Genomic DNA, 25,232 nt, shown 5'->3' with positions numbered 1-25,232 from the left:
TCTGCGGGGGGCTGCGGGTGCGCGTTTTCAGTGCCCACGGACACGCCTCCAGTGATTTCGGCAATGAGGGTGCGAGCGGTAGGTGACCGCCCGTGTGCGGTTCGCCACTTGGAAGTGTGACATTGGTTATTGTAATGTTCCTCATTGCTGCCGAGTAATAGTGGTCCATGGACGAGTCCGAGTTCACCGGGGCCGAACAGTGGTACCAGCGCGGCGGCGCCACGACCACACTGGGGCTCCCCGACATGACGATGTCCGGCGATGTCGTCCTGCACGTGACACACATGAAAGCCCGGATCCTCGGGATCCCGCTCACGTTCACCCCGGACTTCCCGCCTCCGCTGCTGCTCCCCTCCATGGTCGTCACCGATCTGGAGGTGAAGCGGCCCCTCGCCGAAGCCGACGAGGTGCGTATCGACGGGCTCGACCAGCGGATGGAGTCGTAACGGGCCGGCAGGGACGCCTCAGTCGCCGGCCGAGGGCGCCGGAAGGCGCCGGCGCGCTCTGGTCGCTGAGCATGCGCGTGGGAGCACAAGCGGCTGAGGTCCCTGCCGGAGCCCGTCCTACCCCGGCAGGGGCCTCAACCGCCCTGCGGCCGGACCCGGTGCGGACCCGCTCTCCAGGATGGCCACACCGTTGCAGTACCCACGCTCCGCTGAAACGAATTCCCCATTGGACGCAGAATTCGAAGAGGTTTTCAGCTTGCGCGTCAACGGGCGATGACTCTAGCACCGGGGTCGGACATGCCCGGGGAGTTCCGGGTCGAGTTCGGGTGCCCGGGAAAGGACTGCGCAACTACGATGAATAAGGAGCATACTGACCGGAAACGGAAGAGACGTGAGCCCAGACGAGGCGAGCCGCCGGATGCGGATATCGGACGCCGACCGTGACCGGGTGGCGGGAATCCTGCGCGACGCCGCGGGCGAGGGGCGCATCACCCTCGAAGAGTTGGAAGAGCGGCTTGAGCTGGGGTATCGGGCCCGCACCTACGCCGACCTCGAACCGCTTACCGCCGACCTGCCCGTGCACCGGTCGGCAGCGTCATCGCTGTCGCCATCCGTTCCTGTCTCGGTGAGCCGGCCCGGAGCCGAGCACCCTCTGCTGCTCAGAGCCAAGGCGGGAACCATCACCCGACGCGGTAGGTGGCGGGTGCCCAGCCGGATCGAGGTCACCAACCCCTACGGCGACACCCGGCTGGATTTCCGGCAGGCCACGCTGCTGAGTGATTTCGTCGAGATTGAGGTGGTGGCCTCCTGGGGCGACGCCAAGCTCATCCTCCCTGAGGGAGGCACGGCTGAGATCAGCGTCGACACCTCATGGTTCGGCAGCGTGGACAGCCGCGTTCCGGAGATCCCCGCGCCGCCGGCTCCGCACTTCCGTGTCACCGGCAAGGTCAAGGGCGGTGCGCTGAAGGTGCGTTACAAGCTGCGCCTCGAGGACTGGTTCGGCTGGAACGGCGAGTAGGCCGCACCGTCGGCGGCAGTGAACGGCCGTGACCGTATCCGAACGGAGGCAGAGCCGGAGGCTCACTCCGCGGTGCGGTAGTGGTAACCGCATATTTCGCTGAACCCCGCCCGCCCGTACAGCCGGAGAGCCGGGATGTTGTCCCGCTCCACCTGGAGATACATCCGGTCGGCCGCGTGCGCGCCGGCCCAGGCGGCCAGCGCGGCGATCACACCGCGGGCCGCGCCCTTCCCGCGGGCCTCGGGAAGCGTGGCCATCTGGGTTTCCGCGGGGGGCCTCGGCCTTCAGGTCGGGGGTGAATGCGGTCCGCCGCGTAGCGGTTAAGAGGTAGACAAACCGCCCCCGGGGCGGTTCGTCGTCTCACCACCGTCTACGGCGCTGCGAACCAGTGCGACCAGGTAGGAGTTCACGGACCGGTCGTCGGCTGCGGCTGCCGCTTTGAGCTTGTCGTTCAACTCGTCGGAAAGCCTGAGCGTGATCTTCTGCATGCCGTCATAATACCGGCAATATGATGGTAGAATGACGGCATGTCTCGGTTTGGGCTGCGCCCCACCCGCGAGCGGGAAGCTCAACTGTTTGAGCACTGCGCGCAGGCGCGGCACGCCTGGAATCTGGCATGGAGGGTCACCGACACCTACCGCAAGGGCGGCGCCCGTGCCGCACGCCCGCCCCGATACGTCGGCATGGCAGCGTTGCTCACCGAAGTGCGCCGCACCGCCACCACCGGAATGTCTCCTGAGGAGGCTGACTACTTCGCGTGGGTGGCCTCCGGCAACGCCGAGATTCAGCAGCAGGCGCTGCGGGATTTCGACCAAGCTCTGCCCAACTTCCTGGGCGGCACCCACGGGTACCCGAAACGGCGCAAGAAGCACCGCCACGAGGGGCTCCGTGTCATCGGCGCCGGACGCGTGCCCGCGTTCACCCCTGACGGTGAGCCGGTGCTGAACGCCACGGGCAAGCAGGTCCATCATCGTCGCGTGGTCGTTCAGAAGCTGAACACGAAGTGGGCGCAGGTTAAGGTGCCCGGATGCGGGTGGGTGAGGTTCCGCAACACCCGTCGGGGGCTGCCGGATGCGAAGTCGTACCGGGTCACCTACCGGCACGGGCAGTGGCACATCAGCTTCGCCGTGGTTCCCGATCCCACGCCGGCTCCGGGTGATGGTTCGGTGGTCGGCGTGGACCGGGGTGTGGCGATCACCGCAGCTCTGTCCACCGGAAAGACGCTGAACTGCCCGCCGTCCTCGAAGAAGGAGTTGGCTAAACGGCGTAAGCATGAGCGCCGTGCGGCCCGAGCCCCCAAGAATAGTCCGCGCAAGGCCGCTGAGCACGCGAAGGCCAACCGACTCAAGCGACGGGAAGCCGACCGGCGCAAGGACTGGGTGGAGAAGACCTCCACCCGTCTCGCCCGCAGCTTTGATGTGATCCGGTTCGAGGGGCTGCGCATCAAAAACATGACGGCGTCCGCGAAGGGCACCGGCGAAGAACCTGGGCGCAACGTCGGCCAGAAGGCTGGTCTCAACCGGATGATCCTCGCCCAAGGGTGGGGGATGCTCCGCACCCGCACCGAACACAAAGCACCCGGGCGGGTAGAGGACGTCCCACCCGCCTACACGAGTCTGCGGTGCAGCCTCTGCGGATGGATCGACAAGAACTCGCGCAAGAGCCAAGCCGAGTTCGTCTGCTCCTTCTGCGGCTTCACCTGTAACGCCGACACCAACGCCTCAATGAACGTCGCGGCAGGACATGCCGGAGGGACGACACCGCCTCGGCGGTCGAGCGTCCGTGAACCCCAACCCGCCTGGGTTGGAATCCCCCTCTTTATAAGAGGAGGAGGATGTCAATCCCGAGCTGCTCATGGCAGACAGCGCAGACACGCGCGCCCCCTTCCACAACCGGCAAGCGCCGAACTGTCCTGTGTCGGGCTCATTGGAGACTCGGAAGTAACGCATCAACGGGTGCTGAGGCGGGATTGTGCTGGTAGAAGTTGGCTTCGGGGAACGTTTGGCTGGGGAACGTCCTCTGATCCTGCTGTGGTGTGTTGATGAGTTTCGGTTGAACGGCCGCTCAACGGCGGAGCTCTGCGTTGAGCCGTGCGGCCCGTCGCGTGAGGTGGTCGCGTTCGGGAAGGCTGGGCGCCGATCGGGCGGCTTCGGCGTAGAGCCGTGCTGCGGTCACTGGGTCACCGTCATGCTCGTGTAGGTACGCCGCGACGGCGGCGTGGCGGGGCAGGGCGGGGTCGAGCCCTGCCAGGGCGGCCAGCCCGGCCCGCGGGCCGTCGGCCTCGCCGACCGCGACGGCCCGGTTGAGGCGGACCACCGGGCTGTCGGTAAGGCGCACCAGTTCGTCGTACCACTCGACGATCTGCACCCAGTCGGTCTCCTCGGCCGTCCGGGCGTCGGCGTGGAGCGCGGCGATGGCGGCCTGAGCCTGGAACTCGCCCAATCGGTCGCGGGTGAGGGCTGCCTGGAGCACGTCGACGCCTTCGGCGATCAGGCGGGTGTCCCACAGGCTGCGGTCCTGCTCGGCGAGAGGCACGAGGCCGCCGTCGGTGCGGGTCCGTGCCGGGCGCCGTGCGTGGTGGAGCAGCATGAGCGCGAGCAGGCCCGCCACCTCCTCATGCTTGGTCTTGGCCGCCAACTGGCGGGTGAGCCGGATCGCCTCGGCGGCGAGGTCGACGTCACCGGAGTAGCCCTCGTTGAAGACCAGGTAGAGCACGCGCAGCACCGTGGCGACGTCACCGGGCTGGTTGAACCGGACACCCGAGACGGTCCGCTTGGCCCGGCTGATCCGCTGGGCCATGGTCGCCTCGGGCACGAGGTAGGCCTGCGCGATCTGACGCGTGGTCAGGCCGCCGATCGCGCGCAGCGTGAGCGCGACGGCCGAGGCCGGTGTCAGGGACGGGTGCGCGCACAGGAAGTACAGCTGGAGCGTGTCGTCCACCACCTTGCCCGGGTCGGGCATGGGCTCGCCCTCGACGCGTACCTCGCGGTGCCGCCGAGAGGCGTCGGCGCGGGTGGCGTCGAGGAACTTGCGCCAGGCCACGGCGACCAACCAGCCCTTGGGGTCCCGCGGCGGGTCGTCCGGCCACACGCGCACGGCCTCGACCAGGGCGTCCTGCACGGCATCCTCGGCCGCCGCGAAGTCGGCTCCGCGGCGGACGAGGACGCCAATCACGGTGGGGGTGAGGGTCCGGAGCAGGGCCTCGTCCACCGTGCGTCACTCCGTAATGGTGGGGGGCGCGGCCAGGAACGGGCGCACCTCGAGCCATTCGTGGATCGGCTTCCCACCCGCCCCCGGAGCCGCGGACAGCTCGCCGGCCAGATCGAGCGCCCGCTCGTAGCTCTCGACGTCGATCACCATCCAGCCGGCGATCAGGTCCTTGGTCTCCGCGAACGGGCCGTCGGTGACCGGCGGCCGCCCATCGCCGTCGTAGCGGACGAACGTGCCCTCCGGGGAGAGCGCCTGACTGTCGACGAACTCGCCGGTGCCCTCGAGCCGAGCGGCGAAGTCATCCATGTACTGCACGTGGGCCGAGATCTCCTCCGGCGTCCACTGGTCCATCGGCACGTCGTTGACCGCTGCCGGCGCGCCCCGGTAGTGCTTGAGCAGCAGGTACTTGGCCATCGTGTTCTCCTTGGTGCGGTACGGCCCATTGTGGCCGTGTTCACCCCGGGGACGGCGCCGCGCGCGGGTTCTCGACGTCCCACCGCGACATTTCCTGGCGGGCTTCGATGACACCACGCACTCCGCGGCGCCACGGATGGGCACAGGAAGCCGCTTCGCGTCCGGGGCGCGAAGGGCACGCTGGTGAGCCAGGCCCAGCCGCGTCGGATCGCCGCCGTTCGAGCGGCACCCGGTGCGGCCGGCGGAAGTAGGCATTGTCCGCGCACCGGGGTGGGGTTTGAGGCGTGGGCGATCCACCCCAACGCGGGCGACCGCGCGGTGTTCAGGCGCGCTGACGCTCGTCCCGCCGCCGGGCCAGCTCCTCGACCGCGCTCGGCAGAGTCGTCTCGAAGTCGATCAGCTTCGCCCACGTCGGGGTCACGACGATCCGGACCATGCCGTCGTAGAGCGAGCGGATGTCGGCCTCCCACTCGACCCGTTGCTCGGGCGTCATCTCGTAGGCGCCGCTCGCCTCGAGATACTCGTCCGGGATGCCCTCGACGACGTCCAGCTCGGCCCGACCGCGGATGAGCAAGATCTTGGGCGGGTGCACCTCGGTGTCGATCGTCAGGGCAACCGTCGGGTTCTTGCGCAGGGCCGGAAGCTTTGGGGCGTTCTTCGCAGTGCACATGACGATCTCTGAGCCGTTCCAGGTGAACCCGACCGGGACATTGCGGGGTGTGCCGTCCTTGGCGACGTAGGCCAAGCGGGTCAGGTCGCGGGCCAACAGTTCTTGACTGATCGGTCGGTTCAGAACCTCGGTGATCTCGTTCGGTTGCACGGTCATCCCTCCATTGTTGTTTTCTTGGTCCGCCCAGCGTCCCATCGGGCCAGCGCGCTCGACGTGGTGACTGATGGTGGGAAGGAAACTCATCGTCTCCGACGGCCGGTTCGAGCAACCATGCGGCCGCTGCGGGGCGCCACACCGACCTCCCGCAAGAGGATCCGCGTGCGGAACGCGAGTCGGATCGCTCCGTTGGTCGCAGGTCGGCCGCGACGGACCGTTAGCTGATCTGCTCCGCCGGTTCGACGATGATCCCCTCCGGGCCGCGGACGTAGCAGAGCCGGTAGTTGTCCTCGTAGCGCTCCGGCTCACCCACGAGTTCCGCGCCGCGGGCTTGCAGGCCGGCGACGACAGTAACGACGATGCCCACGTGGTCCCTTCGTTGGATAGCCACATACCCGATGGTAAGGACTCGCCGGTCGAGTCCGGCGACACGCGCCCGGAAAGACCAAGCCGCGTCTTCGGATTCCCATCCGCCGGTCCCCGCCCCCAGCGTCAACAACCTCCCACCCCGCAACATCTAGTCCCCGGGGCGGATCCCGCGGGCGGTCAGGGTGAGCTGCTCGTCATCGAAGGCGCGCGGGTCGAGCCGGACCGAGACCCCGACTCCTTTCCCCACGAACCAGAACGCCAGCCCTTCGGTCCGGTACCCCTGCCACTGGCCGTTCTGGAACCGTTCGAGCTCCCACGCGCCGGGATCCTGCTCCTCGTAATCGGCGATGAATTCACGCAGTGCCTCGACGCCGGTCAACCGCTCTCCCCGGAGCACGTTCACCTTGAGATCGACCCGGAAGCCGCCCTCGTCGGTCTCGTGCTCCCATACGCGCGATTCGAACCTGACGCCTCCCCACTCGGTGGAGTAGTCGGAGACCAGATCTCCGGCCTCATCAGGCACGTACGCGACAGTGAACCCGTCCACGTTCCCTCCTCCCGGATCGAGCGCCCCGCCCATGACCGACCACGCTCCGGAAAACACGAGTAGGGCAACTAGAAGTACCCGTTCGCCGGTCCGCATGCCACACCTTCCGTCGGGACCCGATGCACCCGGACGGGCGCACCGGGTCCCAATGCTCCGGCGCGTCCGGCCGTCCGTACCACCTGAGTCCATCCCTTGTGGACAACGCGTCCGACCGCTCTCTATGCGCGCCGGCGCGCGTTCGCGCCGTTCAACGGGAGTCACCCATCTGTGCGCGTCTCGCACGTCCGGCACGCGCACCGGCGAGCGCGGTCTGCCGTCACCCGTCCCCGCGGGGCTCAGCGGAGCCGTTGGTTTCTTCTTCGGGAGTTGCTCCCGGCGGTGTCCCTAAAACGTCATTAAGGGAAAATATGGCTATTTTAAGAAAGGCTGCGCGGGCGCTGGAAGGCTGTGACCACGGAAAATACCGGAATCGTGTGTGTAGGGCCGTTGAGTGGTTCGGGTCACTCGGGGAAAATTTCCGGTCTTCCTCTTTTTGCCTAGAGAATATGCAGGTCAAGGCGGTGATGCAGGGTGGCCGGTCCACTGGAGTCGGATTTGGCGGTTCTCCGTGCGGTTAGATAGAACATACGGCAGATCGAAAGTCGAGGAGCCTTATTCCGGAAAGGTGCTTTCTTGAAGAGTCGATGGACTCGGACCGCCGTGCGGATCGGCGTCGTCCCTGCGGCGACCGGCATGAGCCGGGTTCCGGTGTACGTCCACACGAAGTCAGGCCGGAGGAGCTACTCGTGAAACGGTTCCGCAGCCGGCGGGCGTGTGAGCCGGTGTCTCCACAACACCGGCTCAGGCGCATGGACAGGTGCGGGGAAACCCCGGCGCGGACGCGTGGGGCCGTCTACATTCCCACGTGCCGCGGTCCTGTCAGTACGCGTGTGCCCGCCGACTGCGGAACTTCGCTGCCCGATTCGGCTACCGGCGCCCGGGTGCCGCCATATGCCCTTGGAACGGACGGTCTCTCGCAGTCTCGGCGGGCACCCGGAAATCACTTTCGTCGTCGGGGGATTCGGTTGCTGGTCGGGCCCTCCGCCTCTGGCGGGGGCGGGGTTGGTCGGAAGCTCCCCGCCGCAGGGTCACGGCATGGAGCGGGGAGGGAGCGTCTCCGTCGCCTAGTCGCAGTGGGCGGCGCGCTCCTCCTCGGTCATGGGAGTCGCGGACTGGGTCACGGTGCCGCTCTTCTCCTTGGCGGGGCCGGTGGCCTCGAACGGGACGTACCAGTAGTAGTGGCCGTGGTAGCGGTCACCGAAGTGCAGCTCGTAGGTGCCGTTCACCTTCTGCATCATGGCGCCGCGGTAGACCCGGGCGACGTGCCCCGGAGGCGCATCGACGAAAGTGGACTGGCTTTCGGTGTGCGACTCGCTCCACGAGTGCCCGTAGCTGACTTTGAAGGCCACCTTGAAGATCACGCCGAAAGTGGTCGTCATCGACAGGCCGATGCTGTTGGACTCCGTCTTGGTGTCCGACCACTCGACGATCGTCGTCTGCTTCCGGTCGGTGCAGTTGTACACCGGGTTGCCCACGACCTCGGAGGCATCCTGGTGGTACTCCGGGGTCCCCTTCGGGTGGAAGACGCACTTGTCGGTGCCGTTGTCGCACTTCTCCAGAAGTTGGCGTGCGGTGGGCATCTCCTCGTGGTCGGCGAAGGCCGGCGGGGCCAGGCCGACGGCCAGCAGCAGGGCGAACCCGGTCGTCGTGCAGGTGGCCGCGGCCCTGCGCCTCATTGTCCCTCGGCGCTCGTCTCTCATGGACATTGGGCTTTCTCCTCCGCCGTCATCTCGCGGCTCTTCTGCACGACCGCCTCGGTACCGTCGGGTGCGGGGCCGGTGATCTCGAACGGGACGTACCAGTAGTAGTGGCCGTGGTAGCGGTCACCGAAGTTCAGTTCGTACTGTCCCTTGACCCGTTCCATCCGGGGCGCGCGCTCGACCCAGCCAACCTCGTACGGGCCGGTGAAGACGAAGGTCCGCTGCGCTTCGGTGTGCGAACTCTCCCAGGTGTGCTCGTAGCTCTGCTCGTAGCTGATGTTGAAGGCCTTGCCGAAGCCGGCCTCGGTCGTCATGGCGACACCGACGCTGTTGCTCTGCGACTTGGTCTCCTCCCACGCCACGATGAACTTCTGCTCCTCCTCGGAGCAGTTGTAGACGGAGTCGCCGACCTGGTGGGCGGCTTCCGCGTAGTACTCGGGGGCACCGCTGGGGTGGAAGACGCACTTGTCGGTGCCGTTGTCGCACCTCTCCAGAAGTTGGCGTGCGGTGGGCATGTCCTCGTGGTCGGCGGAGGCCGGCGGGGCGAGCATGATCAGGCCGATCGGCGCCGAAAGAAGGGCGAGGACACGCGAGTGTCTTGTTCTCATCTCGAATTCATTTCCGATGGGGCGTCGCGGGGGGAAGGGGTCAGCTGAAACCGACGGACTGGGTGCGGTCGTTCATGAGGTCGCCGACGTAGGGGGTGTTCTCCTTGAACGGTCCGTCGCGGTCGCCGCCGAGTCCCGGCTCGGGGTAGAGCCAGAGCCAGCAGTTGGCCCAGGGCTGAGCAGAGGAAATGGTGTTCTGCCATTCTTCGGGGAAATCGAACGTGTAGTTGATCCCGTCGTTGTCGGTGTACGGGGCTTCACCGACGATCGTGAGGCTGTTTCCGCCGAAGTTCTCGTCGACGAAGAACGTGCCCTGGATGACCTCGCCCTGGCTTTTGAGACTGCGCATCGCGGTCTGGCCGTTGCCGCCTTCGCCCGTGCTCGCGTCGGTCATGGCCGCGGCGAGGGTGTCGAAACACTCCTGTTCCCCCGTCTCGGCGTTCATGATGCAGTGACGCGTGTCCTGCGCGTAGGCGCCGCTCGTGAGCGTGGCGCTGAGAAGCGCGATCACGCCGCCGGTGGTGGCGATATCGCGGACTACTCTTCTTCCTCTCAAGACCATTCGCCTTTCTCGAGGGGATGTGGGGAATGCGAAGAGTACTCCATGGGGGAAGAAAAAAGAAAACCGGTTACAGCGAGTTATGTCAGGGTTTTGTGCTGGGAATTCTCACGGGTGATCCAGGGATTTCCAGGTCAGCCTTCCGTGGCGAACCCGATTCTGTTTCGAGCACGATGGGGGGTGTGTGCCGCCCTGCCCATTCTGTCCGCGTTCGTACCTGGGGTGACGCTCGCCACCCCGTCGCGGGGTGGCCTGGGGGCCGTTGACACAACAGAAGGGTTGTTGTGTCGCCGGTCACGCAGCGTTGCGCACGATGCGGGTGGTGCGCCGGATGCGTCGGCCGATGCGACCGCGCCGAGACCGGCATCGGAGTCGTTCTCGGCTTCCGGGCGCCGAGGGGGTGGACGTAGGGTGTGCCGGACGGGACACCGCAGCAACCGATCGGCGTTGGACGTGGACGAGGCCGCTGGCGCGACGTACGCTCAGGGACCCGCCTGCGGGGCGCACACCGTGACCGGAGGCGGAAAGGCTTCACCGGCTCGGGGCACACGTGCGTCCCGACGATGCCGGGGCGGCCCGTGACAAGCCGCGACATCGTTTTCGCGGTCTGCGCCGCCGTGCTGGTCGCGGTGCTGGTCTACAAGCTTCGCCATCTGCGGGCCCGGTGGGGCGACCCCAGGCTGTGGGCGCTGTGTACCGTGCTCTTCCTCCTCGTCGTCATCATGTGGTTCTCCGCGCCGGCGAGCCAGAGTTGGGCCGGCCGGGTGACCGGAATACCCAACTTCGCGGTGCTGCTGAATCTCTGCTTCAGCTCAGCGGTGGCGGCGGCGTACCTGACGCTGGCGCTGCTGTGGCGCTATCCGACCGAAAGAGCCTGGCCGCCCATACGCTGGATCCTCACGGCCTACGCTCTGACCCTCGCCGCCATGGTCGTGCTGTTCGGCCTCTCCTCCGTGCCGGAGGAGCGCCCGTTCGACTTCCCCGTCTACTACGCCACTCAGCCGACGGTCGCCGCGTTCGTGGGGATCTGGCTGGTATCGCTGCTGGTCGGGGGCACGATTCTGGCGTACTGGTGCTTCAGTTGGGCCAGAGCCGAGGACTCGAACCTGCCGTGGCTGCGCTGCGGCCTGCGCCTGTACGGGACCGTCCCCCTCATCGGCAACGCCTACGCCCTCCTGCAGCTTGCGGCAGTGTGCGCGAACTGGTTCGGTGTGCACGCTCTGAACCCCCTGGCCAGGTGGCTCACGCTCCCCGCCGGGATAGCGGTGGGCGCCCTGCTGGCCGCGGCGCTGGTGGTTCCCGTCTGGGGCCCGCGGTGGCCGGCCGTGCGCCTGTGGGCACGCCGGTGGCGTGTCCTGCCGGCCCTGTGGTCGCTCCACCGCGCGTTGCGTCCCGTCGCCCCCGAGGTGGTCTTCGTGGCCCCCGGTAAACGGCTGAACCCCCACCATCGGGTGCGCCGCATGATGATGGAGCTCAGCGACTGGCGTTGGATGCTGGCGCCCCTGTTCGACCCCGCGGTCGCCGCGGCGGCCCAACGGGCGGGGCGGCAGGCCGGTCTGACCGAACACCAGATCAGCACCGTCATCGAAGCGGCCCAGCTCAAAGCCGCCGCACGCGCCTGGGGGGACGGGGCCCGCGCCTCCGACACCGCGGCGGAGCGGCACAGCTCCTGCGAGGAGGCCCCCCGAGACGGCGCCGGCGTCGACGAGCTCACCTGGTGGCTGCACCTCGCCCGCGCGTTCCGCTCGCCCATGGTCGAGACCGCCCTCGCTGAACAGCGCACAACCCGCCAATCCCGTGGAAACCGGGCCCTTCCGGAGCTGTGAAGACCCGACCGAGATCCGCTACCGGAAACCGGAAGCCGTGGGCGGCCTTCTGCTCAACCGGTGGGACCGAGCGTGGCCGGTCGCCGCGCCTCCCGCGAGCCTGTCTCGGCCCTAACGGGAGGACTCCTGTCCGTTGTGCCGCTCAAGTGGAGAAGGTGCTCGTCCCATGTGCAGCGGCAAGGGCTGCCCGATAGTACGCCCGAAAGCGCAGCCTTTTGCCGGTCTAAAGCTTCTGACCTAGTCTGATTACCTAGGGTAATGACAGGTGGGCGTGTGCCGCCGCCGTGTCCCGGTTCCGGCCCGGAAAGACCGGACAGGGGCGGAGGAGACACGGTGTCGGCCTCAACCCGAGCAGATGTGGGAAATGAAGAGATCGCACCTCGTCATCCTGGTGGTGGGGGCCGTGCTTCTCGCATTGCCGGCCCTTCCACTGCTCTCCGTCGCCACCGCGTGGTTCGCGGTGCCGGAGTTCCGGTCAGCGGACGGTCCCGCGTTGGAACCGGAAGGGGCGCCGCCGGAGGCGCGGGCCGAGCGGGAGGACCGGGCGCCGGCGGTTCCCGGCAGGCCGGGGCAGCGCGGCGTCGACATCTCCGAGTTCAACGGCCTCTCCGGCGATGACGGCGCCTTCGGTATCCGCGTCGAGGAGGCCTACATCGACGGCGACGGCACGGTCAACGGTGGGCACGGGCTCCGCAAGAGCGCCCCCGACGACATGGACTACGCCGTTTTCAGCATCGAGATCACCAACACGTCCGGCGCTCCCGCCGCCTGGGAGGGGTACGAGCAGGTCGCCACCGGTTCCAGCGGGCAGATGTACGTCAACGACACCGGGGCGGAGTCCGCGGTGGCCGGCGACTACGTCCGGGGGGACACCCTCGTCCCGGGAGCTTCGGCGACGACCGAGGCCATCTTCGCGATCCCGCCGCAGGAGAGCCTCGCCGAGGTCGAACTGGCCTCCGGCGCGGGCAGCGATCCGGTGGTACTCGACCCCTGAGCCGGCCCCCGGGACGGCCCCCGCTCACTCCGGAGGGCCTGACTCCCCCACCTCCGGCAGGAACGGGCTCGGTTCGCCGTGCCAGCTCACGTAGAGGGACTCCCTGGCCCGCGTGCAGGCCACGTACAGCAGGGACCGCTGGGCGTCGATGTCGGCCCGGTGCTGGTTCTCGTCCAGCTCGGTGCTGGTCACGTGGTCGAGCTGCGGAAGGGCGTCGGCCGTGGCGCCGAAGACGGCCACGGCGCGGAACTCCAGGCCCTTGACTCCGTGCATGGTGGTGACGCGGACCCCGTGGACCGTTTCGGTGACCGCGTGCTCGCGCGGGTTGAAGATCAAAGCGGGGAGGGAGCGTGCGCGCAGGTGCGCGGCCACGGAGTCGCGGAGCCGGTTGGTGCGGGCCGTGATGCAGATGTCCCCCGGCGCGATGCCTTCGGCGAGCCAGCCGCGGACCCGCTCGGCCAGTGCGTCCAGCTCGGCGGGTTCGTCGTCCGCGCCGTGCAGTTCGGGATACGGGCCGCTCAGCACGGAGCGCAGGGAGCCCTCCGGTTCCGGGACCGCCTCGCCCAGCTCGTCGATCCGCTGCCCGCGCATGATGCCGTCGGACCAGTCGAGGATCTCCTTTGTGGTGCGGTAGTTGACACGCAGCGGATACGAGCGGCCGACGACCCCGATGCCGAGCCGCCGGAAGGAAACCGTGCTGTCGTAGATCCGCTGCCGGTTGTCCCCGGCGATGAACATGTCGTTGAGCCCCGGGGCGACGGCCGCGCGCAGGGTCCGCCACTGGGCCGGGTGCAGGTCCTGGGCCTCGTCCACGACGATGTTGGTGTAGGGCTTCTCTGCGCGCCCGTCGAGGATCCGGGCGGCCTCGATGTGCACCTCCTCGGCCGGCAGTTGCTTGCTCTGGCGCATCATGGCCCGGGCGTCGCTGATGGCGTGCCAGATCGTTCGGCGCTCGTCCACCGTGAGCGGGGTGCTGCGGCCGCGCCGGGCGTCGGGGTCGAGGTAGCCGTCCAGGACACTGATCCCCTGCGCCATGACCACATGCCGGTACTCGGAGAACAGGAAGTCGGTGGGCCACGGCAGCTCGTGGCGGCGGCTGTAGTGCGCGAAGAAGCCGCGGGTGTCCAGGCGCAGCCGGATGTCGGGCCGCTCCTCGCGCACCACGTCCAGCGCGAGCTTGTCGGCGGTGACCACGTCGACGTCCTCCACCAGCTCAGCCGGCATCAGGAGTGCCAGGTTTCGCTTGAGCGACTCCACCAGCGCGTTGGTGAAGCTGGTGAGCAGGATCCGGCCGTTCAGCGGCAGGTGCTCGGCCAGGTGCTTCACCCGGTGCAGCGCGACAACGGTCTTACCGGTGCCCGGGCCGCCCGAGACCTTGGCCGGACCGTTGAAGCGCGGCCGGTAGGCGAGGTCGCGCTGCTTGGGGTGCAGGTAGATGCGCCAGGCGTTGAACTCCCCGGCCAGGACGTCCTCGGTCTCGCGGTCGTCGTTGACCACGATGACGCGCTCGCGGGTGTGCCGGATGGCGGTGTCGTAGTCGTCGCCGGCGACGGCCCCGATAGCGGGCCGCCGGGGCGCGACGACCTCTTTCAGCACGCGCTCCACGGAGTGGCCCTCGGCGAGGGCCGTGAGCACCTCGTACTGGTCCTGCGGCAGGGCCGGCCCCCAGTCGTGGAGCTCGCGCGGGCTGCTCAGGGACCGGCCGAACCGCAGGATCTCCGGGTCGATCCCCAACCGCCGCAGATCGTGGGTGCTCACGTGGTCGAACAGTGCGGCGGAGGGGGCGGGATCGTGCGGGGGGTTCCCGCCGCCGGGCTCCGGGGCGTCGTCGTCCGCGTTCTCCTGGAAAGGCTCCTCCGGCCCCGCCTTCTCTTCGGCCTTCTCCAGAGCGGTGGCGTCGCGGCGCTCCAACGTGCCCATGACCGAGTTGACGTCGTGGCGCTGGTCGCCGGCCCACTCCTCGGCGCTTTCCCGCGGAAGCAGGTGCACCAGCAGGAAGGTCTCGCCTGACTCGGGGGCCAGCATCACCCCGGTCCAGGTATCGCTGATCCGGAAGGTGCGCACGCGCGGGTCCTGGCCTGAGGGCAGTGACCGGATCCGCAGGTCAGGATGGGAAAGCAGGGCGTCCAGTGGGAGTTCGCGGAACTTGCGGGTCGCGGCCTTCAGGCGTTCACGGGTGGGCTGGTCGAGTTTCTCGTATTGCGCAAGACACGTCGCATCGATGGCCAGCTGGGGCATGAGCCTCCTCCGTAGCGGGCTCACGTGACGTCCGGCGCCCGCACGTTCACGTCTTTTAAGCTGCCTTTCCCCTGCTGTTGTAACCGATGGTAACGACAAAACGACCGGAACCGGCCGATCTCGCACTATTTATTCTTGTGCGGTGATGTAAGGGGAACCGGGCGAGGACGCGCGCAAGGGAGCCGAGAGAGCCGCGGAGACCTCCGCCGACGGGAACCGTGGAATCGACAGTGGGCCGCCGATGTTGCTGTTCGTCGGATCCGAGTCGTCTCAACCGGAGAAGGGAAGCGCTGTGAAAGCGATCGTGTATCGGCGGTACGGGGGACCCGAAGTGCTGGAAGTGGCGGAGGCCGAGGAGCCGAAGGTCGGCCCCGACTCCGTGCTGCTCCAGGTGAGGTCCGCCGCGGTCAACCCCGTCGACTGGAAACTGCGGGAAGGCTACCTGGACGCCGTGATCGACTCGGTCTTCCCGGTGATCCCGGGCTGGGATGTCGCGGGAGTGGTCGAGCGCACCGGGGTGTCGGTGCCTGAGTTCGAGCCCGGCGACGAGGTCATCGGGTACGCGCGGCAGGACGTCCTGCGCCACGGGAGCTACGCGGAGAAGCTGGCCGCACCGGTACGCACTCTCGCGCGCAAGCCACGCAACTACACCTGGGCGCAGGCTGCGGGGCTGCCGCTCGCCGGGCTCACCGCCTACCAGGCACTTATGCGCACTCTGCGCATCACCGGCGAGGACACCGTTCTGATCCATGCGGCAGCGGGCGGTGTCGGCTCCCTCGCGGTACAGCTCGCGCGGGACGCCGGTGCGCGGGTCATCGGCACCGCCTCCGAGCGCAACCACGACTACCTGCGTTCCCTCGGCGCCGAACCCGTCAGCTACGGCGAGGGGCTGGCCGAGCGGGTGCGCGAACTCGGGCCGGTGACGGCCGCGCTTGACACCGTCGGCGGCGATGCGCTGAGGGCCACCAGGGAGCTCGGTGTGCCCGGCCACCGCATCGCCTCGGTCGCCGATGGCGAGGTCGCCGAGGTCGGGGGGTCCTACGTGTTCGTGCGGCCGGACGCGGCGGACCTGGCCGCACTGGTCGAGCTCGCCGAGGCGGGCCGGCTCACCGTCGATGTGGCCGAGGTCTTCCCGCTGGAGAAGGCCGCCGACGCGCAGCGCAGCAGTGCCGAGGGCCACACCCGGGGAAAGATCGTCCTCGAGGTCGCCTGATCGGCCCGGAGAGCGGCCCGGCGGAAGCGTTCCGCCGGGCCGCTTCGCATGGGGCCGGGCAGGTCCGCCGGACCCGGTGAACCCGGCGAATCCCGGGAAAACCGGAGAGAACCTCCTGGATTTCCGGGGACGGGTGGACATGGCCTCCCGAGATGCGAACCATAGGGCGCGGCGCGCCGGGCTGATCGTGCGCCGGGACTCGGGAAGAGCGGAGGCGGGAGACCAGAATGACCCGGAGTCGGCCGGAAGGGCGCGGCAGAGCGCACGGGAATCCCGGTTTCCTGCTGTGGACCGTGATCGTCGGCGCGCTGGTGCTGCTCCTCGCGTTCGCCATTTGGCTGCAGGGTGTGCTGGAAGGCGTGTCCCGTGCGGCGGTGTGGGCCGGCTTCCTCGCGGCCCTGGGCGCCGCCCTCGCGAAGGTGATCCCTGAGGTGCTCCCCGACGTGGTCAGGCGGTTGCCGAAGCCGCGGAAGCCCGCGCCCCGGCAGCGGGTGTTCAGGCTGCGGCCGTCGGCCGGGCACTTCGTCGGCTACACCGAGGAGCGTGCCCGGATGCACCGCCTGCTCGCCGACTTTCCGCACACCGGGTGGCGCAGGGCGATACATCCGCCCTCCTGGGTTTCGGACCGCCGGACCAGCGGTGCGCCGCAGGTCATCGTGATCACCGGTGCGCCGGCGGTGGGCAAGAGCGAACTGGCCAACCGGGTCGCCCGGGACGCCGAAGACCGGTTCCCCGACGGCGTGTACGAGATGGACCTGTGCGGGGACCGGGCCGACCAGAAGAGGCGGTCCCTCGGATGGCGGGTGCTGGACCTGGTGTTCCTTACGGCCACGGGGAGGCGGGTGGAGCCGGAGGGCCCCGACCTCGTCGGCGGCCCGCGCCTCGGTTCGATCGCCCCGCGAACGGTGCCGGATCTGCTGCGGGAGCTGCTCGACCAGTTCGGGGACGCCTCCCTTGTGACACCGGGCCAGGAGTGGCGGCTGGAGCAGGTGTGGCACAACCTGACCCACGACAGGCGCCTGCTGCTGGTCCTGGAGAACGCCGAGGACCCGGAGCAGGTCCGGCGGCTGCTGCCGAGTACCGGGATGAGCGCGGTCATCGTGACCAGCCGGCGGGCGTTCACCGAAGCCCGGTTCAGGTTCCACGGCGTCCATCTCGAAGGACTGAGCGACGAGGACGGAATGAAACTGCTGGGGGAGATCGCGCCGGTCGCCGGTCCCCCCGAGCGGCGGCGGCACGAGGACGGCCTCCGCAGGAAGATCGTCGGCCACTGCTACAGGCTGCCGCTGATGCTGCGCCAGTGCGCCCAGCGCCTGGCCGGCCCCTCGGGAACACAGGAGCTGCTGGACAAACTGCGCAACCTCGAAACCCCTCTGGTCCACGGCGACGGGTTCCGCACGCATCTCACGGTGCACCTGCAGTACTGCGGCGCCGAAGAGCGGCTGCTGCTGCGCCGTATGGTCCAGACGGGCATGGACGAGGTCACCGACTACGCGGCGGCGGCTCTGCTGGACACCACCCGGTCGCGGGCCCGGCGGACCATCGAGAAACTCGCCGAGGTGTTCCTGCTGCGTCCACTGGGGCAGGACGCGGACGGCCTCCTGCGCCACGAGCTACTGCAGCCACTGGGAGAGGCCCTGCTCGAACTGGGGCCGGAGGACTTCGGGCTGCCGGAGGCCGAAGCGGAAAAATGGGTCGTGGACGAGGCCCCCAAAGCCCTGGAACGGCTGCTCGCCACCCACACCTGGATGGTCGAGCAGGCGCTGCGGCGCCTGCACGGCCCGGAGATCGAGTCCGAGCGGGACACAGTCCCACCGGGCCTGGTCGCGGGACTGGAGCCCATGGTGCCGGAGCAGCCGCGGGTATGGCTGGCCCGGGAGCACGACATGCTGCTGGGCTGCTGCTACATCGCGCTGGAGGAGGGGCACTACCCGCTGGGGCTGCGCCTGGCACGAGCGTATTCGGCGATGTGCCAGTCGGTGCGCTCGCACTGGCTCGCCTGGGAGAAGGCGGTCGAGGTGCAGGCGCACCTGGCCGAGGCCGACCGCAACCCGCACGCGCTGGCTAGGGCGATGCTGGACAACGCCGAACTCTGCGCCAGCCGGGGCAACTACGACCTCGGGGCGAAGTACGCGCGATGGGCGCGCTACGTCTTCGAACGGCGTGGCGCGGCTCCGCGCTGGCACGCGCGCGCCCGCCGCGCGCTCGGTGTCAATCTGCACGGGCAGGGCCATCTTGACACTGCGCTGCGCGAGCTCCACTACGCCGGGAAAGTGTTCACGGAGCACGGGGAGCGGTGGTGGTGGGCGCGCACCCAGATCGCCGCGGCGGAGATCCGCATCCACATCGGTCCGCAGGAGACCGCCGAGCGCCTACTGCGCGAGGTGTGGCGGACGTTCGCCGCTGCGGGGGACGTCGAGAACCGTGATCTGACCCGGGTGCTGCTGGCCGAGGCGCTGGACGCGGGCGGGTACCAGCTGCAGGCCTGGCTGATGCTGCGGGAGATGTACGCGCGTTTCGACGAGGACGGCCGGCTGTGGCACAAGGCGCGGTGCCTGCGGGTCATGGGGGCGCTGGACGACACGGAACTCGACAGGCAGTACGAACACTGCGACCTGGTTTTCAACAAGGATCGCCGGTTCGAGCTGCGGAACAGGGCCGAGAGCCACTTCGCCAGGGAGGCGAGGTCGAAGGGGGCGCCGTCCGAGGAGCCGGTGCGCCACGCCGTCCGGGCGGAGTACCGCCGGCGGCTCCGGGAGGACGCCGAGCGGTTGCTGGGGGAATACGCGGCACATCCCGAGAAGGAGTTCAACCGGGCGCGCTCCTCCCGGTGGCGGCGCGGGGCCGCCGCGACGGGGGACTGGTCGCGGTGGGCGAGGATCGCGCTACTGGAGAGGGCGATCGGGATGTTCGAGGAGATGGGCGACATGAGGAGTGTGCACCAGACGAGGCTCACGCTCGGCCGGGTCCTCCTCAAGGTGCGCCGCATCGATGAGGCCGCCCTGGTGTTCGCCTCGGCCGTGGAGGGGTTCGAGAAACTGGGCAGCCGTTGGCGCAGGGCCCGCACCCAGCGCATCATGGCCGCCGAGCTGTTCGAGGCGCTGATGGCGAGAAACCTCGCCAGGGGGATCCTGACCGTTCCGTCCGGGGCGCGCGAACAGATGACCGAGGTCCGCCAGCACGCCGAGGAGGCGTTCACCACCTATCGGGAGCTGGAGAACCACGTCGGCCGGGTGCGCGCGCAGACCCTGCTGGCCCGGATCCTGTGGGCCAGCAAAGCGGACGAGGGCGAGGTCGAAAGGCACCTGAACGAGGCCGAGTCCGTGGCAGAGTGGCACGGGGAGGTGGGACTGGCCGAGGAGGCGCGGCGGTGGTCGCGGAGCTTCTTCGTCGAGCACCCCGGGGACGTGGCCCGGCTGTGGCCTATCGCCAACGATGAAGAGGTGTGGCGCGACCTGCACAATAATGCAGGTCCCGAGTAACAGTCCGGATCGCTTTCAGGGGAGCGGACGGTCGGGGATCCCCGCTCGCGCCCCGGTGCGCTGCGAAAACCGGGCCGGGCGGCGGGCGGGCCCGAGTCGCGGAACCCGGTCCGCGGGAAGCCCCGTAATGCCGGGAACCGGGCCGCTCCCGGTATTTTCCGGGTGACGAGTGGACACGTCGGCCAAAGATCCCCAAACATTGGCGAAGGGCCGGGCGGCCCGGGGGCCTCCGCACAAAGGTGGGTGTGGGGGGCTTTGACAACAGTGGGGAGCGAGCGTCGGATGGCACCGGAGCGGCCGGACGGTGAGGCACTCGGAGGCGGACAGCGGAGGTCCCCCGAAACGGGCCGGTTTCCAACGGTGTTGTGGGGCGGGGCGGTGGCCTTCACCTCCATCTGCGTCTGGCTGCAGACCAGCCCGGACCTGCTGGGGGACGATCTTCCGCGTACCGTACTGGTGTGGATGACCGCGATCGGCGCGTTCGGCCAGGCCATAGCGGCGATCGTCTATCCCGAGCTGATGACGCGGCTCCGGCGCGGAAACAGGCCGCTGTGGCCCCGCGAAAAGCCGGGCAACGACCTGCTTCCGCCGCTTGAGCACTTCGTCGGCTACGGCGACGAACAGGTCCGGATGCGCCGGCTGTTCGACCGCTTCCCCCGCACCGGTTGGCGCCGGCTGCTGCACCCCAGCTCGCGGGGGATGACAGCGGGGGGCATCCGGCGCTGGTCATCGTGATCACCGGTGCGCCGGGTACCGGCAAGAGCCAGTTCGCCAACCGGGTCGCCCGCGAGTTCTCCGGCCGCTTCCCCGACGGCGTCCGGTGGATGGACCTGTCCGGGCACAAGAAGGCCTACGACACGACCGACCCGGATCTGGAGGAAGGCAGAACGCCGGATGGGGGTCGCCCGTCGCGGTGGGGCGTCTTCCCGCGGTTCCCGCGCTGGGGCTCCGAAGCCGGGACCGCGGCCACGGAACCGGAGCCGGCCGGTGAGTCCGGTGCCCGGCCCGGGCCCTATGCTCCGCGCAGGGTGCGCGGCCTCCTCGAGGAGGTGCTGGACTCGGTCGGCGACACCCCCCGGGGGCCGCGCCGGGAGCTGGAGAAGGCATGGCGGCGGTTGACCGATGGCAGGCGGCTGCTGCTGGTGCTGGAGAACGCGGCGGATCCGGAGCAGATCGCGGCGCTGATCCCGAACAGCGCGATGAGCGCGGTCCTGGTGACCAGCAGGCGCTCGTTCCTCGACGCCGAGTTCGACTGGGAGTCGGTGGAACTCTCCGGCTTCCCCGACGAGGTGGGACTGGAACTGCTGGACCGGCTCGCCCCGGTCACCGGGCCTCCGGAGGAGCGCGACCAGGAGAGTGGCTGCGCCGGCGGATCGTCGAGCACTGCCACGGTCTGCCCATCGCCATCGGCATGTGCGGCAAACGGCTGGCCTCGCCGTCGGGGGCCGACGCCCGGGAACTGCTGGAGACACTGCAGCGCGCCGACGCCACCCCGCTGGTGCACTCCCCGCAGGGGTTCCGCTCCTCCTTCACGGCCGCGTTCCAGCAGTGCGGCCCCCGGGGCCGGTTGCTGCTGCGGCGCATGGCCGTTACCGGTATGGACCGGATCGCCGACTTCTCCGCCGCGGCCCTGCTGGATCTCCCCTGCAGGGAGGCACTGGAGACCATCAGGGACCTGCGGGCGCGGCTACTGCTGGAGCCGCTGGGGCTCGGCGACGACGGCAGGTACCGCTACCAGTTGCACCAGCTCGCGGCCGACACGCTGCGCGCGCGCCAGCCCGCCGACTTCGACCTGTCCGAGGCGGAGGCCGACGCCTGGGGCCCGGAGCCCACACGCGCCGCCCGGGAGCGCCTGATCGGCGCCTACACCTGGCTGGCCGAGCAGGTCGCCAAGGCGCTCAGCCACACCGGGGACGGGTTCGACCGCACCTCCGCGGTGCCCTCTGAGCTGGTCGCGAAATTGCGGCTGACGGAGCCGGACATGCCGCAGGCATGGCTGGAGCGCGAGCGCGAGTTCCTGCTCGGCTGCGTCTGGCTGGCGGGGATGGGCGGCCACCTCGAGCTGGGGCGCCGCCTGGCGCGGGCGTTCGCGGCCGTGTGCCTGGTGGTGCGCACCCACTGGGAGGAGTGGGGCGAGGCGGTCCGTGCCCAGCGCGAACTGGCCGAGGCTCAAGGCGACCGGCACGCGGTCGCGATGGCGCTGCTGGACGAGTCCGAGTACGCCGGCAGCTGCGGCGACTACGACCGCGGTGTCGGCCTGGCCGAGGCCGCCCAGGCCGAGTTCGACCAGCAAGGGGCCCACCCCCGATGGCTGGCCCGGGCCCGCCGTGCCCTAGGGGTCAACCTGCAGCGCAAGGGCGATCTCGACGACGCCAGGAGGGAACTCGCGGCCGCCGAGGGGGTCTTCGCCGAGCACGGGCAGGACTGGTGGCGGGCGCGCACCCGGTGCAACCTCGCCGAGGTCGACACGCACGTCGGCGACTACGCCGAAGCGCAGCGCCTGCTGGAGCAGGCCCGTGACGCCTTCGGCGACGAGGGCGACACCGATCAGCGCGAGTACAGCCGGGTCCTGCTCGCCGAGGTGCTGGCCCGGCGCGGGCGCGACCTCGACGCCTGGATCCTGCTGCGGGAGGTGCGCGAGCGCGCCGAGCAGGGGGACAGGCAGTGGTACGTGGCCCGGTGCCTGCGGGCCATGGGAGCGCTGCACAGCGGCTCCCTGGAGGAGCAGTACCGGGCGCTGGCCGCCGCGAGAGCGCAGAGCGACGACTCGCAGGCGTCCGGCGTGGCCGCCTGGCGCCGCGTGCGGGCGCTCCGGCGCTCCTGGTCCTACCGCAGCAGGGCGGCCATGCTGGAGGAGGCGATCGGGCTGCTGGAGCGCATGGGCGACATGTGGGGGGTGCACTGGACCCGGCTGACGCTGGGACGTATCCAGATCAGGGACGGCCACTACTCCGCGGGAGCGCGCACGCTCGACCGGGCCACCGAAGGGTTCGCCCAACTGCCCGACAAGCTGTGGCGGGCCCGCGCCCACCGCATCATCGCCGAGGAGCTGCTCGCGGCCACGACACGCAGCGAAGCCGGACGGCAGAGCCTCGTGGCCGGGTTGCCGGTACGGCTTGGTCTCGGTGTCTCCACCCCAAAGGTCCGCAGGCCGATCGAGGCGGCACGCGAGCACGCCACGAAGGCCTTCACCGCCTACGCCCAGACCCCCGACCACGCCGGCCAGGTCCACACCCAGCTCCTGCTGGCCCGGATCGCGCGGGCGGCCAGCGCGGCCCGGGACGAGATCTACGCCCCGCTGAACCACGCCGAATCCCTCGCCCAGCGGCACGGTGAGGACCGGCTCGCCCGTGAGGCGGCCGCGCTGCGCCGCGCCTTCACCGAGGGTGAGAAGCAGGAGCACGCCGAAGTCCAGGAGTTCTGGCCGATCAGCTGATCACCCTCCCGCCCGGGCCCTGCGCGGCGGGATCGGGACCCGCCCGCGCGTCCTAAGGTGTGGTACAGCGGTCACAGCAGGGGAGACGGGAGACGCGGATGCAACCGGGAGTCTGGGCGGTGGCCGTTTTCGGGCTGGGGACGCTGCTGGCCCTGGTCCCGACCGGGTGGGTCTACCTCGCCAGCGCGGGCCACCGGTTCAACGCGGACTCCGTGCCGCGGCGCCCGGTCGCGATCGTGCTCGGCGCCGCTGCCTGGCCGTCCGGGCCGTCGCCGCTCCTGGCGCGCCGGCTGCAACTGGCCGCGCGGCTCTACCACTCCGGCCGGGTGCGGGCGCTCCTGGTCTCCGGTGACAACCGGCCCGAGTCCGGCTTCGAGACCGACACCATGGCCCGGCGCCTCGTCGAACTGGAGGTGCCGGAGGAGGCCATCGTGGCCGACCCGCACGGTTACCGCACGTGGGACACCTGCGTGCGGGCGCGCGACGTGTTCGGCGCTGACCGGGCGATCGTCGTCACCCAGTCCTTCCACCTGCCCAGGACGGTGGCGCTGTGCCGGGCGGCGGGGGTGGACGCCGTCGGCGTGGGCGACCCCAGCCTCAACGGGCGGTCGCGCTCCACCGTGTACGGCTACCTTCGGGAGTTCGGCGCCAACACCAAGGCGCTGCGCGACGCCGTGGCGCGGCCCGCGCCGACCCGTACCGATCCGCCCGCAGACGAGCTGCGCTCGGCGCTGTCGTAGCGTTCCCGCGCCCCACCTGTGCGGAGTGCCGCACGCCCCCGCGAAGCAGGGATAATGGTCGACCATGGATGGTGATGAGGGCATGGGCGCCCCGAACGGAGAAGGCAGACACACCCCGGGCGCGGCCGTGCGGGGCGAAGACGGCGGCGGACCAGGGATCGACCAGGTCGAGGAGGTCGACTGGGACGCACTCGCACCCGACGGAGGCAAGGAGATCCCCGCCCTGCTCCGGGACCTCGCCGACGGCGGGGCCGCGAGCGGGAACGATCCCGTCCAGAGCCTCTCCGCCCTCTACGACATCGTCCGTTTCCCCACCTCCGGCTACCTCGCCGCTCCGGAGATAGCGAAGTTCCTGGTCACGATCGCCTGCGCCCCGGAGACCTCGCCGGCGGCCCGGTGGCGCCCGCTCAGCCTGCTGCTGGAGCTCGTCGTCCCTGATCCGGCGGCCCGGCTGCCCCGCCGCCGCGACCTCGCCCTCTGGCGCGACGAGGTGGCGTGGGTGGTCGGCACGGAGGTGCGGGCGGTGCGCGAACAGTACGGGACGTGGCTGAGCGAAGCCTCCGACGAACAGCAGTACCGGAGTATGGCCAACCGCCTGGACATCCTCGCGCAGGACAATGGCCCCGCTCTCCTCGAGGCCGAACTGGCGGTCTACGACGCGGTCCGTGAGCGCGTGACCGAGCTGCGGGGGCTGCTCGAAGGCGCGGCGAACCGGCGGAGCGTCGACGGCGCCGCCGAGTGGGCCTGCTACGTTCTCGCGTTCTTCCCCGAGGAGGCCGACACCCTCGTCCCGGCGATCACCCGGGCCTCCTCGCTGCTCGTCCCCAAGGACCTGGCGGGCGGGAACAGCGTGGGCGACGACCCGTTGTCCGCCGAGCTGTTCGCGCTGGGCATGCTGGCCTCTCCGGAGGACGCCACCGTGACGGTGGCGCTGGCCCACCAGATGGCCGCGGGCCACCTGTACAACACGTTCACCGCGGCGGTCGCCCTGGCCGTGATCCACGGCGAGAAGGTCCCCCGGGAATGCGTGCGCCGCGTCCTGCGGAGCGGCCGGAGCAGGGTCGGCTACGACGGCCTGTTCGGCGACTCGTGGCCTCACTGCGGGCAGAGGACACCGGAGCAGCTCGGTTTCCTCGCCCTGGGGCGCGGGGGAGCGGCGACCCGCGGGGTCCGTGTCGACATGCTGCCGCAGGTGCTCTCGGGCGCTGAGGGCGACTCGCGCACGACCGTCCTCGGCGCCGCCCTGGAAATGGTCCTCGGCCCCCGCGGTGAGTACCGCGACCACACCGACTACGAGTCCGCCGACTTCGACGAGGACACCCTGAAGGTCCTGTGGGCGATCGCCGAGCTTTCCGAGGCCGCGTGGGAGGACCGCGGGGTCGCCGACACGCTTGCGGCGTGGAAGCTGCCGTCGGACCGCGGCGGCTTCCACGCCCTCGTCGGCGCCACGGACGACGACGAGGACGAGGACGCCGACGAGGGCGGGCCGGAGGCTCCGAGCGCCGCG

Annotated in this window: 22 protein-coding genes; 11 read left to right on the top strand and 11 right to left on the bottom strand. The window is 69.7% G+C overall.

Annotated elements, in window-relative coordinates:
- Nucleotides 1-167 precede the first annotated feature (167 nt).
- Together VS93_RS14205 and VS93_RS14200 are read left to right on the top strand one after the other, a co-directional pair.
- Nucleotides 168-446, top strand: a complete 279-nt coding sequence (locus VS93_RS14205) for a hypothetical protein (protein WP_046470416.1) — start codon at nucleotides 168-170, stop codon at nucleotides 444-446.
- Between the two features lie 391 nt (nucleotides 447-837).
- Nucleotides 838-1,464: a DUF1707 domain-containing protein gene (locus VS93_RS14200; protein ID WP_046470415.1), complete on the top strand. Its 627-nt coding sequence runs from the start codon at nucleotides 838-840 to the stop codon at nucleotides 1,462-1,464.
- Between the two features lie 62 nt (nucleotides 1,465-1,526).
- On the opposite strand, the gene VS93_RS14195 is transcribed toward VS93_RS14200, so the two are convergent.
- Nucleotides 1,527-1,721: a GNAT family N-acetyltransferase gene (locus VS93_RS14195; RefSeq protein ID WP_046470414.1), complete on the bottom strand. Its 195-nt coding sequence runs from the start codon at nucleotides 1,719-1,721 to the stop codon at nucleotides 1,527-1,529.
- A gap of 270 nt (nucleotides 1,722-1,991) precedes the next feature.
- Here VS93_RS14195 and VS93_RS28170 point away from each other — a divergent pair, with 270 nt between their 5' ends.
- Nucleotides 1,992-3,506 carry an RNA-guided endonuclease InsQ/TnpB family protein gene (locus VS93_RS28170; RefSeq protein WP_236700548.1) on the top strand — a complete coding sequence of 505 codons (1,515 nt, stop codon included), beginning with the start codon at nucleotides 1,992-1,994 and terminating at the stop codon, nucleotides 3,504-3,506.
- A gap of 22 nt (nucleotides 3,507-3,528) precedes the next feature.
- Here the strand turns inward: VS93_RS28170 and VS93_RS14190 are convergent, their stop codons facing one another.
- From VS93_RS14190 to VS93_RS14160, 8 genes are all read right to left on the bottom strand, one after another.
- Complete coding sequence (locus tag VS93_RS14190; protein WP_046470413.1) at nucleotides 3,529-4,674, bottom strand: RNA polymerase sigma factor; 1,146 nt, start codon at nucleotides 4,672-4,674, stop codon at nucleotides 3,529-3,531.
- Between the two features lie 6 nt (nucleotides 4,675-4,680).
- Complete coding sequence (locus VS93_RS14185) at nucleotides 4,681-5,088, bottom strand: YciI family protein (RefSeq protein ID WP_046470412.1); 408 nt, start codon at nucleotides 5,086-5,088, stop codon at nucleotides 4,681-4,683.
- A 322-nt stretch (nucleotides 5,089-5,410) separates the two neighbouring features.
- A complete protein-coding gene (locus VS93_RS14180; protein WP_236700547.1) occupies nucleotides 5,411-5,914 on the bottom strand; it encodes a pyridoxamine 5'-phosphate oxidase family protein in 504 nt (167 codons plus the stop codon).
- Between the two features lie 217 nt (nucleotides 5,915-6,131).
- Nucleotides 6,132-6,281, bottom strand: a complete 150-nt coding sequence (locus tag VS93_RS28165) for a hypothetical protein (RefSeq protein ID WP_338022738.1) — start codon at nucleotides 6,279-6,281, stop codon at nucleotides 6,132-6,134.
- Between the two features lie 150 nt (nucleotides 6,282-6,431).
- Nucleotides 6,432-6,926 carry a hypothetical protein gene (locus VS93_RS14175; RefSeq protein ID WP_046470411.1) on the bottom strand — a complete coding sequence of 165 codons (495 nt, stop codon included), beginning with the start codon at nucleotides 6,924-6,926 and terminating at the stop codon, nucleotides 6,432-6,434.
- Between the two features lie 1,067 nt (nucleotides 6,927-7,993).
- Complete coding sequence (locus VS93_RS14170) at nucleotides 7,994-8,635, bottom strand: hypothetical protein (protein WP_394298821.1); 642 nt, start codon at nucleotides 8,633-8,635, stop codon at nucleotides 7,994-7,996.
- Entirely contained in the window at nucleotides 8,626-9,237 is a 612-nt protein-coding gene (locus tag VS93_RS14165) for a hypothetical protein (protein WP_046470409.1), read from the bottom strand. Before VS93_RS14165 ends, VS93_RS14170 begins: the two co-directional genes overlap by 10 nt.
- Before the next feature lie 40 nt (nucleotides 9,238-9,277).
- Complete coding sequence (locus VS93_RS14160) at nucleotides 9,278-9,799, bottom strand: hypothetical protein (RefSeq protein WP_046470408.1); 522 nt, start codon at nucleotides 9,797-9,799, stop codon at nucleotides 9,278-9,280.
- Nucleotides 9,800-10,374: 575 nt separating this feature from the next.
- Between VS93_RS14160 and VS93_RS14155 the strand changes: the two genes are divergently transcribed.
- Both VS93_RS14155 and VS93_RS14150 read left to right on the top strand, forming a co-directional pair.
- The gene (locus tag VS93_RS14155) at nucleotides 10,375-11,622 is read left to right on the top strand and encodes an MAB_1171c family putative transporter (RefSeq protein ID WP_046470407.1); all 1,248 of its coding nucleotides are present in this window, start codon (nucleotides 10,375-10,377) and stop codon (nucleotides 11,620-11,622) included.
- Between the two features lie 364 nt (nucleotides 11,623-11,986).
- The gene (locus VS93_RS14150; RefSeq protein ID WP_156184839.1) at nucleotides 11,987-12,616 is read left to right on the top strand and encodes a hypothetical protein; all 630 of its coding nucleotides are present in this window, start codon (nucleotides 11,987-11,989) and stop codon (nucleotides 12,614-12,616) included.
- A 24-nt stretch (nucleotides 12,617-12,640) separates the two neighbouring features.
- Here VS93_RS14150 and VS93_RS14145 read toward each other — a convergent pair whose 3' ends face one another.
- Nucleotides 12,641-14,854 (bottom strand): UvrD-helicase domain-containing protein, encoded by a 2,214-nt coding sequence (locus VS93_RS14145; protein WP_046470405.1) that lies wholly within the window; start codon nucleotides 14,852-14,854, stop codon nucleotides 12,641-12,643.
- 292 nt (nucleotides 14,855-15,146) lie between these two features.
- On the opposite strand from VS93_RS14145, the gene VS93_RS14140 reads away from it, so the two are divergent.
- The 3 genes from VS93_RS14140 to VS93_RS14130 all read left to right on the top strand — a co-directional run bounded on the left by VS93_RS14140 (nucleotide 15,147) and on the right by VS93_RS14130 (nucleotide 20,284).
- The gene (locus VS93_RS14140) at nucleotides 15,147-16,067 is read left to right on the top strand and encodes an NADP-dependent oxidoreductase (protein ID WP_046470438.1); all 921 of its coding nucleotides are present in this window, start codon (nucleotides 15,147-15,149) and stop codon (nucleotides 16,065-16,067) included.
- A 227-nt stretch (nucleotides 16,068-16,294) separates the two neighbouring features.
- On the top strand, nucleotides 16,295-19,549 hold the full coding sequence (locus VS93_RS14135; protein ID WP_046470404.1) for a P-loop NTPase family protein: 3,255 nt from the start codon (nucleotides 16,295-16,297) through the stop codon (nucleotides 19,547-19,549).
- Nucleotides 19,550-19,927: 378 nt separating this feature from the next.
- Nucleotides 19,928-20,284: a hypothetical protein gene (locus tag VS93_RS14130; protein ID WP_156184838.1), complete on the top strand. Its 357-nt coding sequence runs from the start codon at nucleotides 19,928-19,930 to the stop codon at nucleotides 20,282-20,284.
- A gap of 277 nt (nucleotides 20,285-20,561) precedes the next feature.
- Here the strand turns inward: VS93_RS14130 and VS93_RS14125 are convergent, their stop codons facing one another.
- Complete coding sequence (locus VS93_RS14125) at nucleotides 20,562-20,939, bottom strand: hypothetical protein (RefSeq protein ID WP_156184837.1); 378 nt, start codon at nucleotides 20,937-20,939, stop codon at nucleotides 20,562-20,564.
- Nucleotides 20,940-20,960: 21 nt separating this feature from the next.
- Here VS93_RS14125 and VS93_RS14120 point away from each other — a divergent pair, with 21 nt between their 5' ends.
- The 3 genes from VS93_RS14120 to VS93_RS14110 all read left to right on the top strand — a co-directional run.
- Complete coding sequence (locus VS93_RS14120; RefSeq protein ID WP_046470401.1) at nucleotides 20,961-22,985, top strand: tetratricopeptide repeat protein; 2,025 nt, start codon at nucleotides 20,961-20,963, stop codon at nucleotides 22,983-22,985.
- A gap of 98 nt (nucleotides 22,986-23,083) precedes the next feature.
- Nucleotides 23,084-23,725 carry a SanA/YdcF family protein gene (locus tag VS93_RS14115; protein WP_046470400.1) on the top strand — a complete coding sequence of 214 codons (642 nt, stop codon included), beginning with the start codon at nucleotides 23,084-23,086 and terminating at the stop codon, nucleotides 23,723-23,725.
- A 64-nt stretch (nucleotides 23,726-23,789) separates the two neighbouring features.
- Nucleotides 23,790-25,232 (top strand): hypothetical protein (locus VS93_RS14110; protein WP_156184836.1); only part of this gene is annotated, 1,443 nt, incomplete at its 3' end.

It is taken from the genome of Allosalinactinospora lopnorensis (genome assembly GCF_000981225.1).
Lineage (GTDB): Bacteria > Actinomycetota > Actinomycetes > Streptosporangiales > Streptosporangiaceae > Allosalinactinospora > Allosalinactinospora lopnorensis.
This window is presented reverse-complemented; position numbering and strand designations above follow the sequence as displayed.

Coding starts and splice junctions, on each gene's coding strand:
- VS93_RS14205 (WP_046470416.1), top strand. CDS start 168: ATGGACGAGTCCGAGTTCACCGGGGCCGAACAGTGGTACCAGCGCGGC.
- VS93_RS14195 (WP_046470414.1), bottom strand. CDS start 1,721: ATGGCCACGCTTCCCGAGGCCCGCGGGAAGGGCGCGGCCCGCGGTGTG.
- VS93_RS28170 (WP_236700548.1), top strand. CDS start 1,992: ATGTCTCGGTTTGGGCTGCGCCCCACCCGCGAGCGGGAAGCTCAACTG.
- VS93_RS14185 (WP_046470412.1), bottom strand. CDS start 5,088: ATGGCCAAGTACCTGCTGCTCAAGCACTACCGGGGCGCGCCGGCAGCG.
- VS93_RS14180 (WP_236700547.1), bottom strand. CDS start 5,914: ATGACCGTGCAACCGAACGAGATCACCGAGGTTCTGAACCGACCGATC.
- VS93_RS14175 (WP_046470411.1), bottom strand. CDS start 6,926: ATGCGGACCGGCGAACGGGTACTTCTAGTTGCCCTACTCGTGTTTTCC.
- VS93_RS14170 (WP_394298821.1), bottom strand. CDS start 8,635: ATGTCCATGAGAGACGAGCGCCGAGGGACAATGAGGCGCAGGGCCGCG.
- VS93_RS14165 (WP_046470409.1), bottom strand. CDS start 9,237: ATGAGAACAAGACACTCGCGTGTCCTCGCCCTTCTTTCGGCGCCGATC.
- VS93_RS14160 (WP_046470408.1), bottom strand. CDS start 9,799: ATGGTCTTGAGAGGAAGAAGAGTAGTCCGCGATATCGCCACCACCGGC.
- VS93_RS14150 (WP_156184839.1), top strand. CDS start 11,987: ATGAAGAGATCGCACCTCGTCATCCTGGTGGTGGGGGCCGTGCTTCTC.
- VS93_RS14145 (WP_046470405.1), bottom strand. CDS start 14,854: ATGCCCCAGCTGGCCATCGATGCGACGTGTCTTGCGCAATACGAGAAA.
- VS93_RS14135 (WP_046470404.1), top strand. CDS start 16,295: ATGACCCGGAGTCGGCCGGAAGGGCGCGGCAGAGCGCACGGGAATCCC.
- VS93_RS14120 (WP_046470401.1), top strand. CDS start 20,961: ATGTGCGGCAAACGGCTGGCCTCGCCGTCGGGGGCCGACGCCCGGGAA.
- VS93_RS14115 (WP_046470400.1), top strand. CDS start 23,084: ATGCAACCGGGAGTCTGGGCGGTGGCCGTTTTCGGGCTGGGGACGCTG.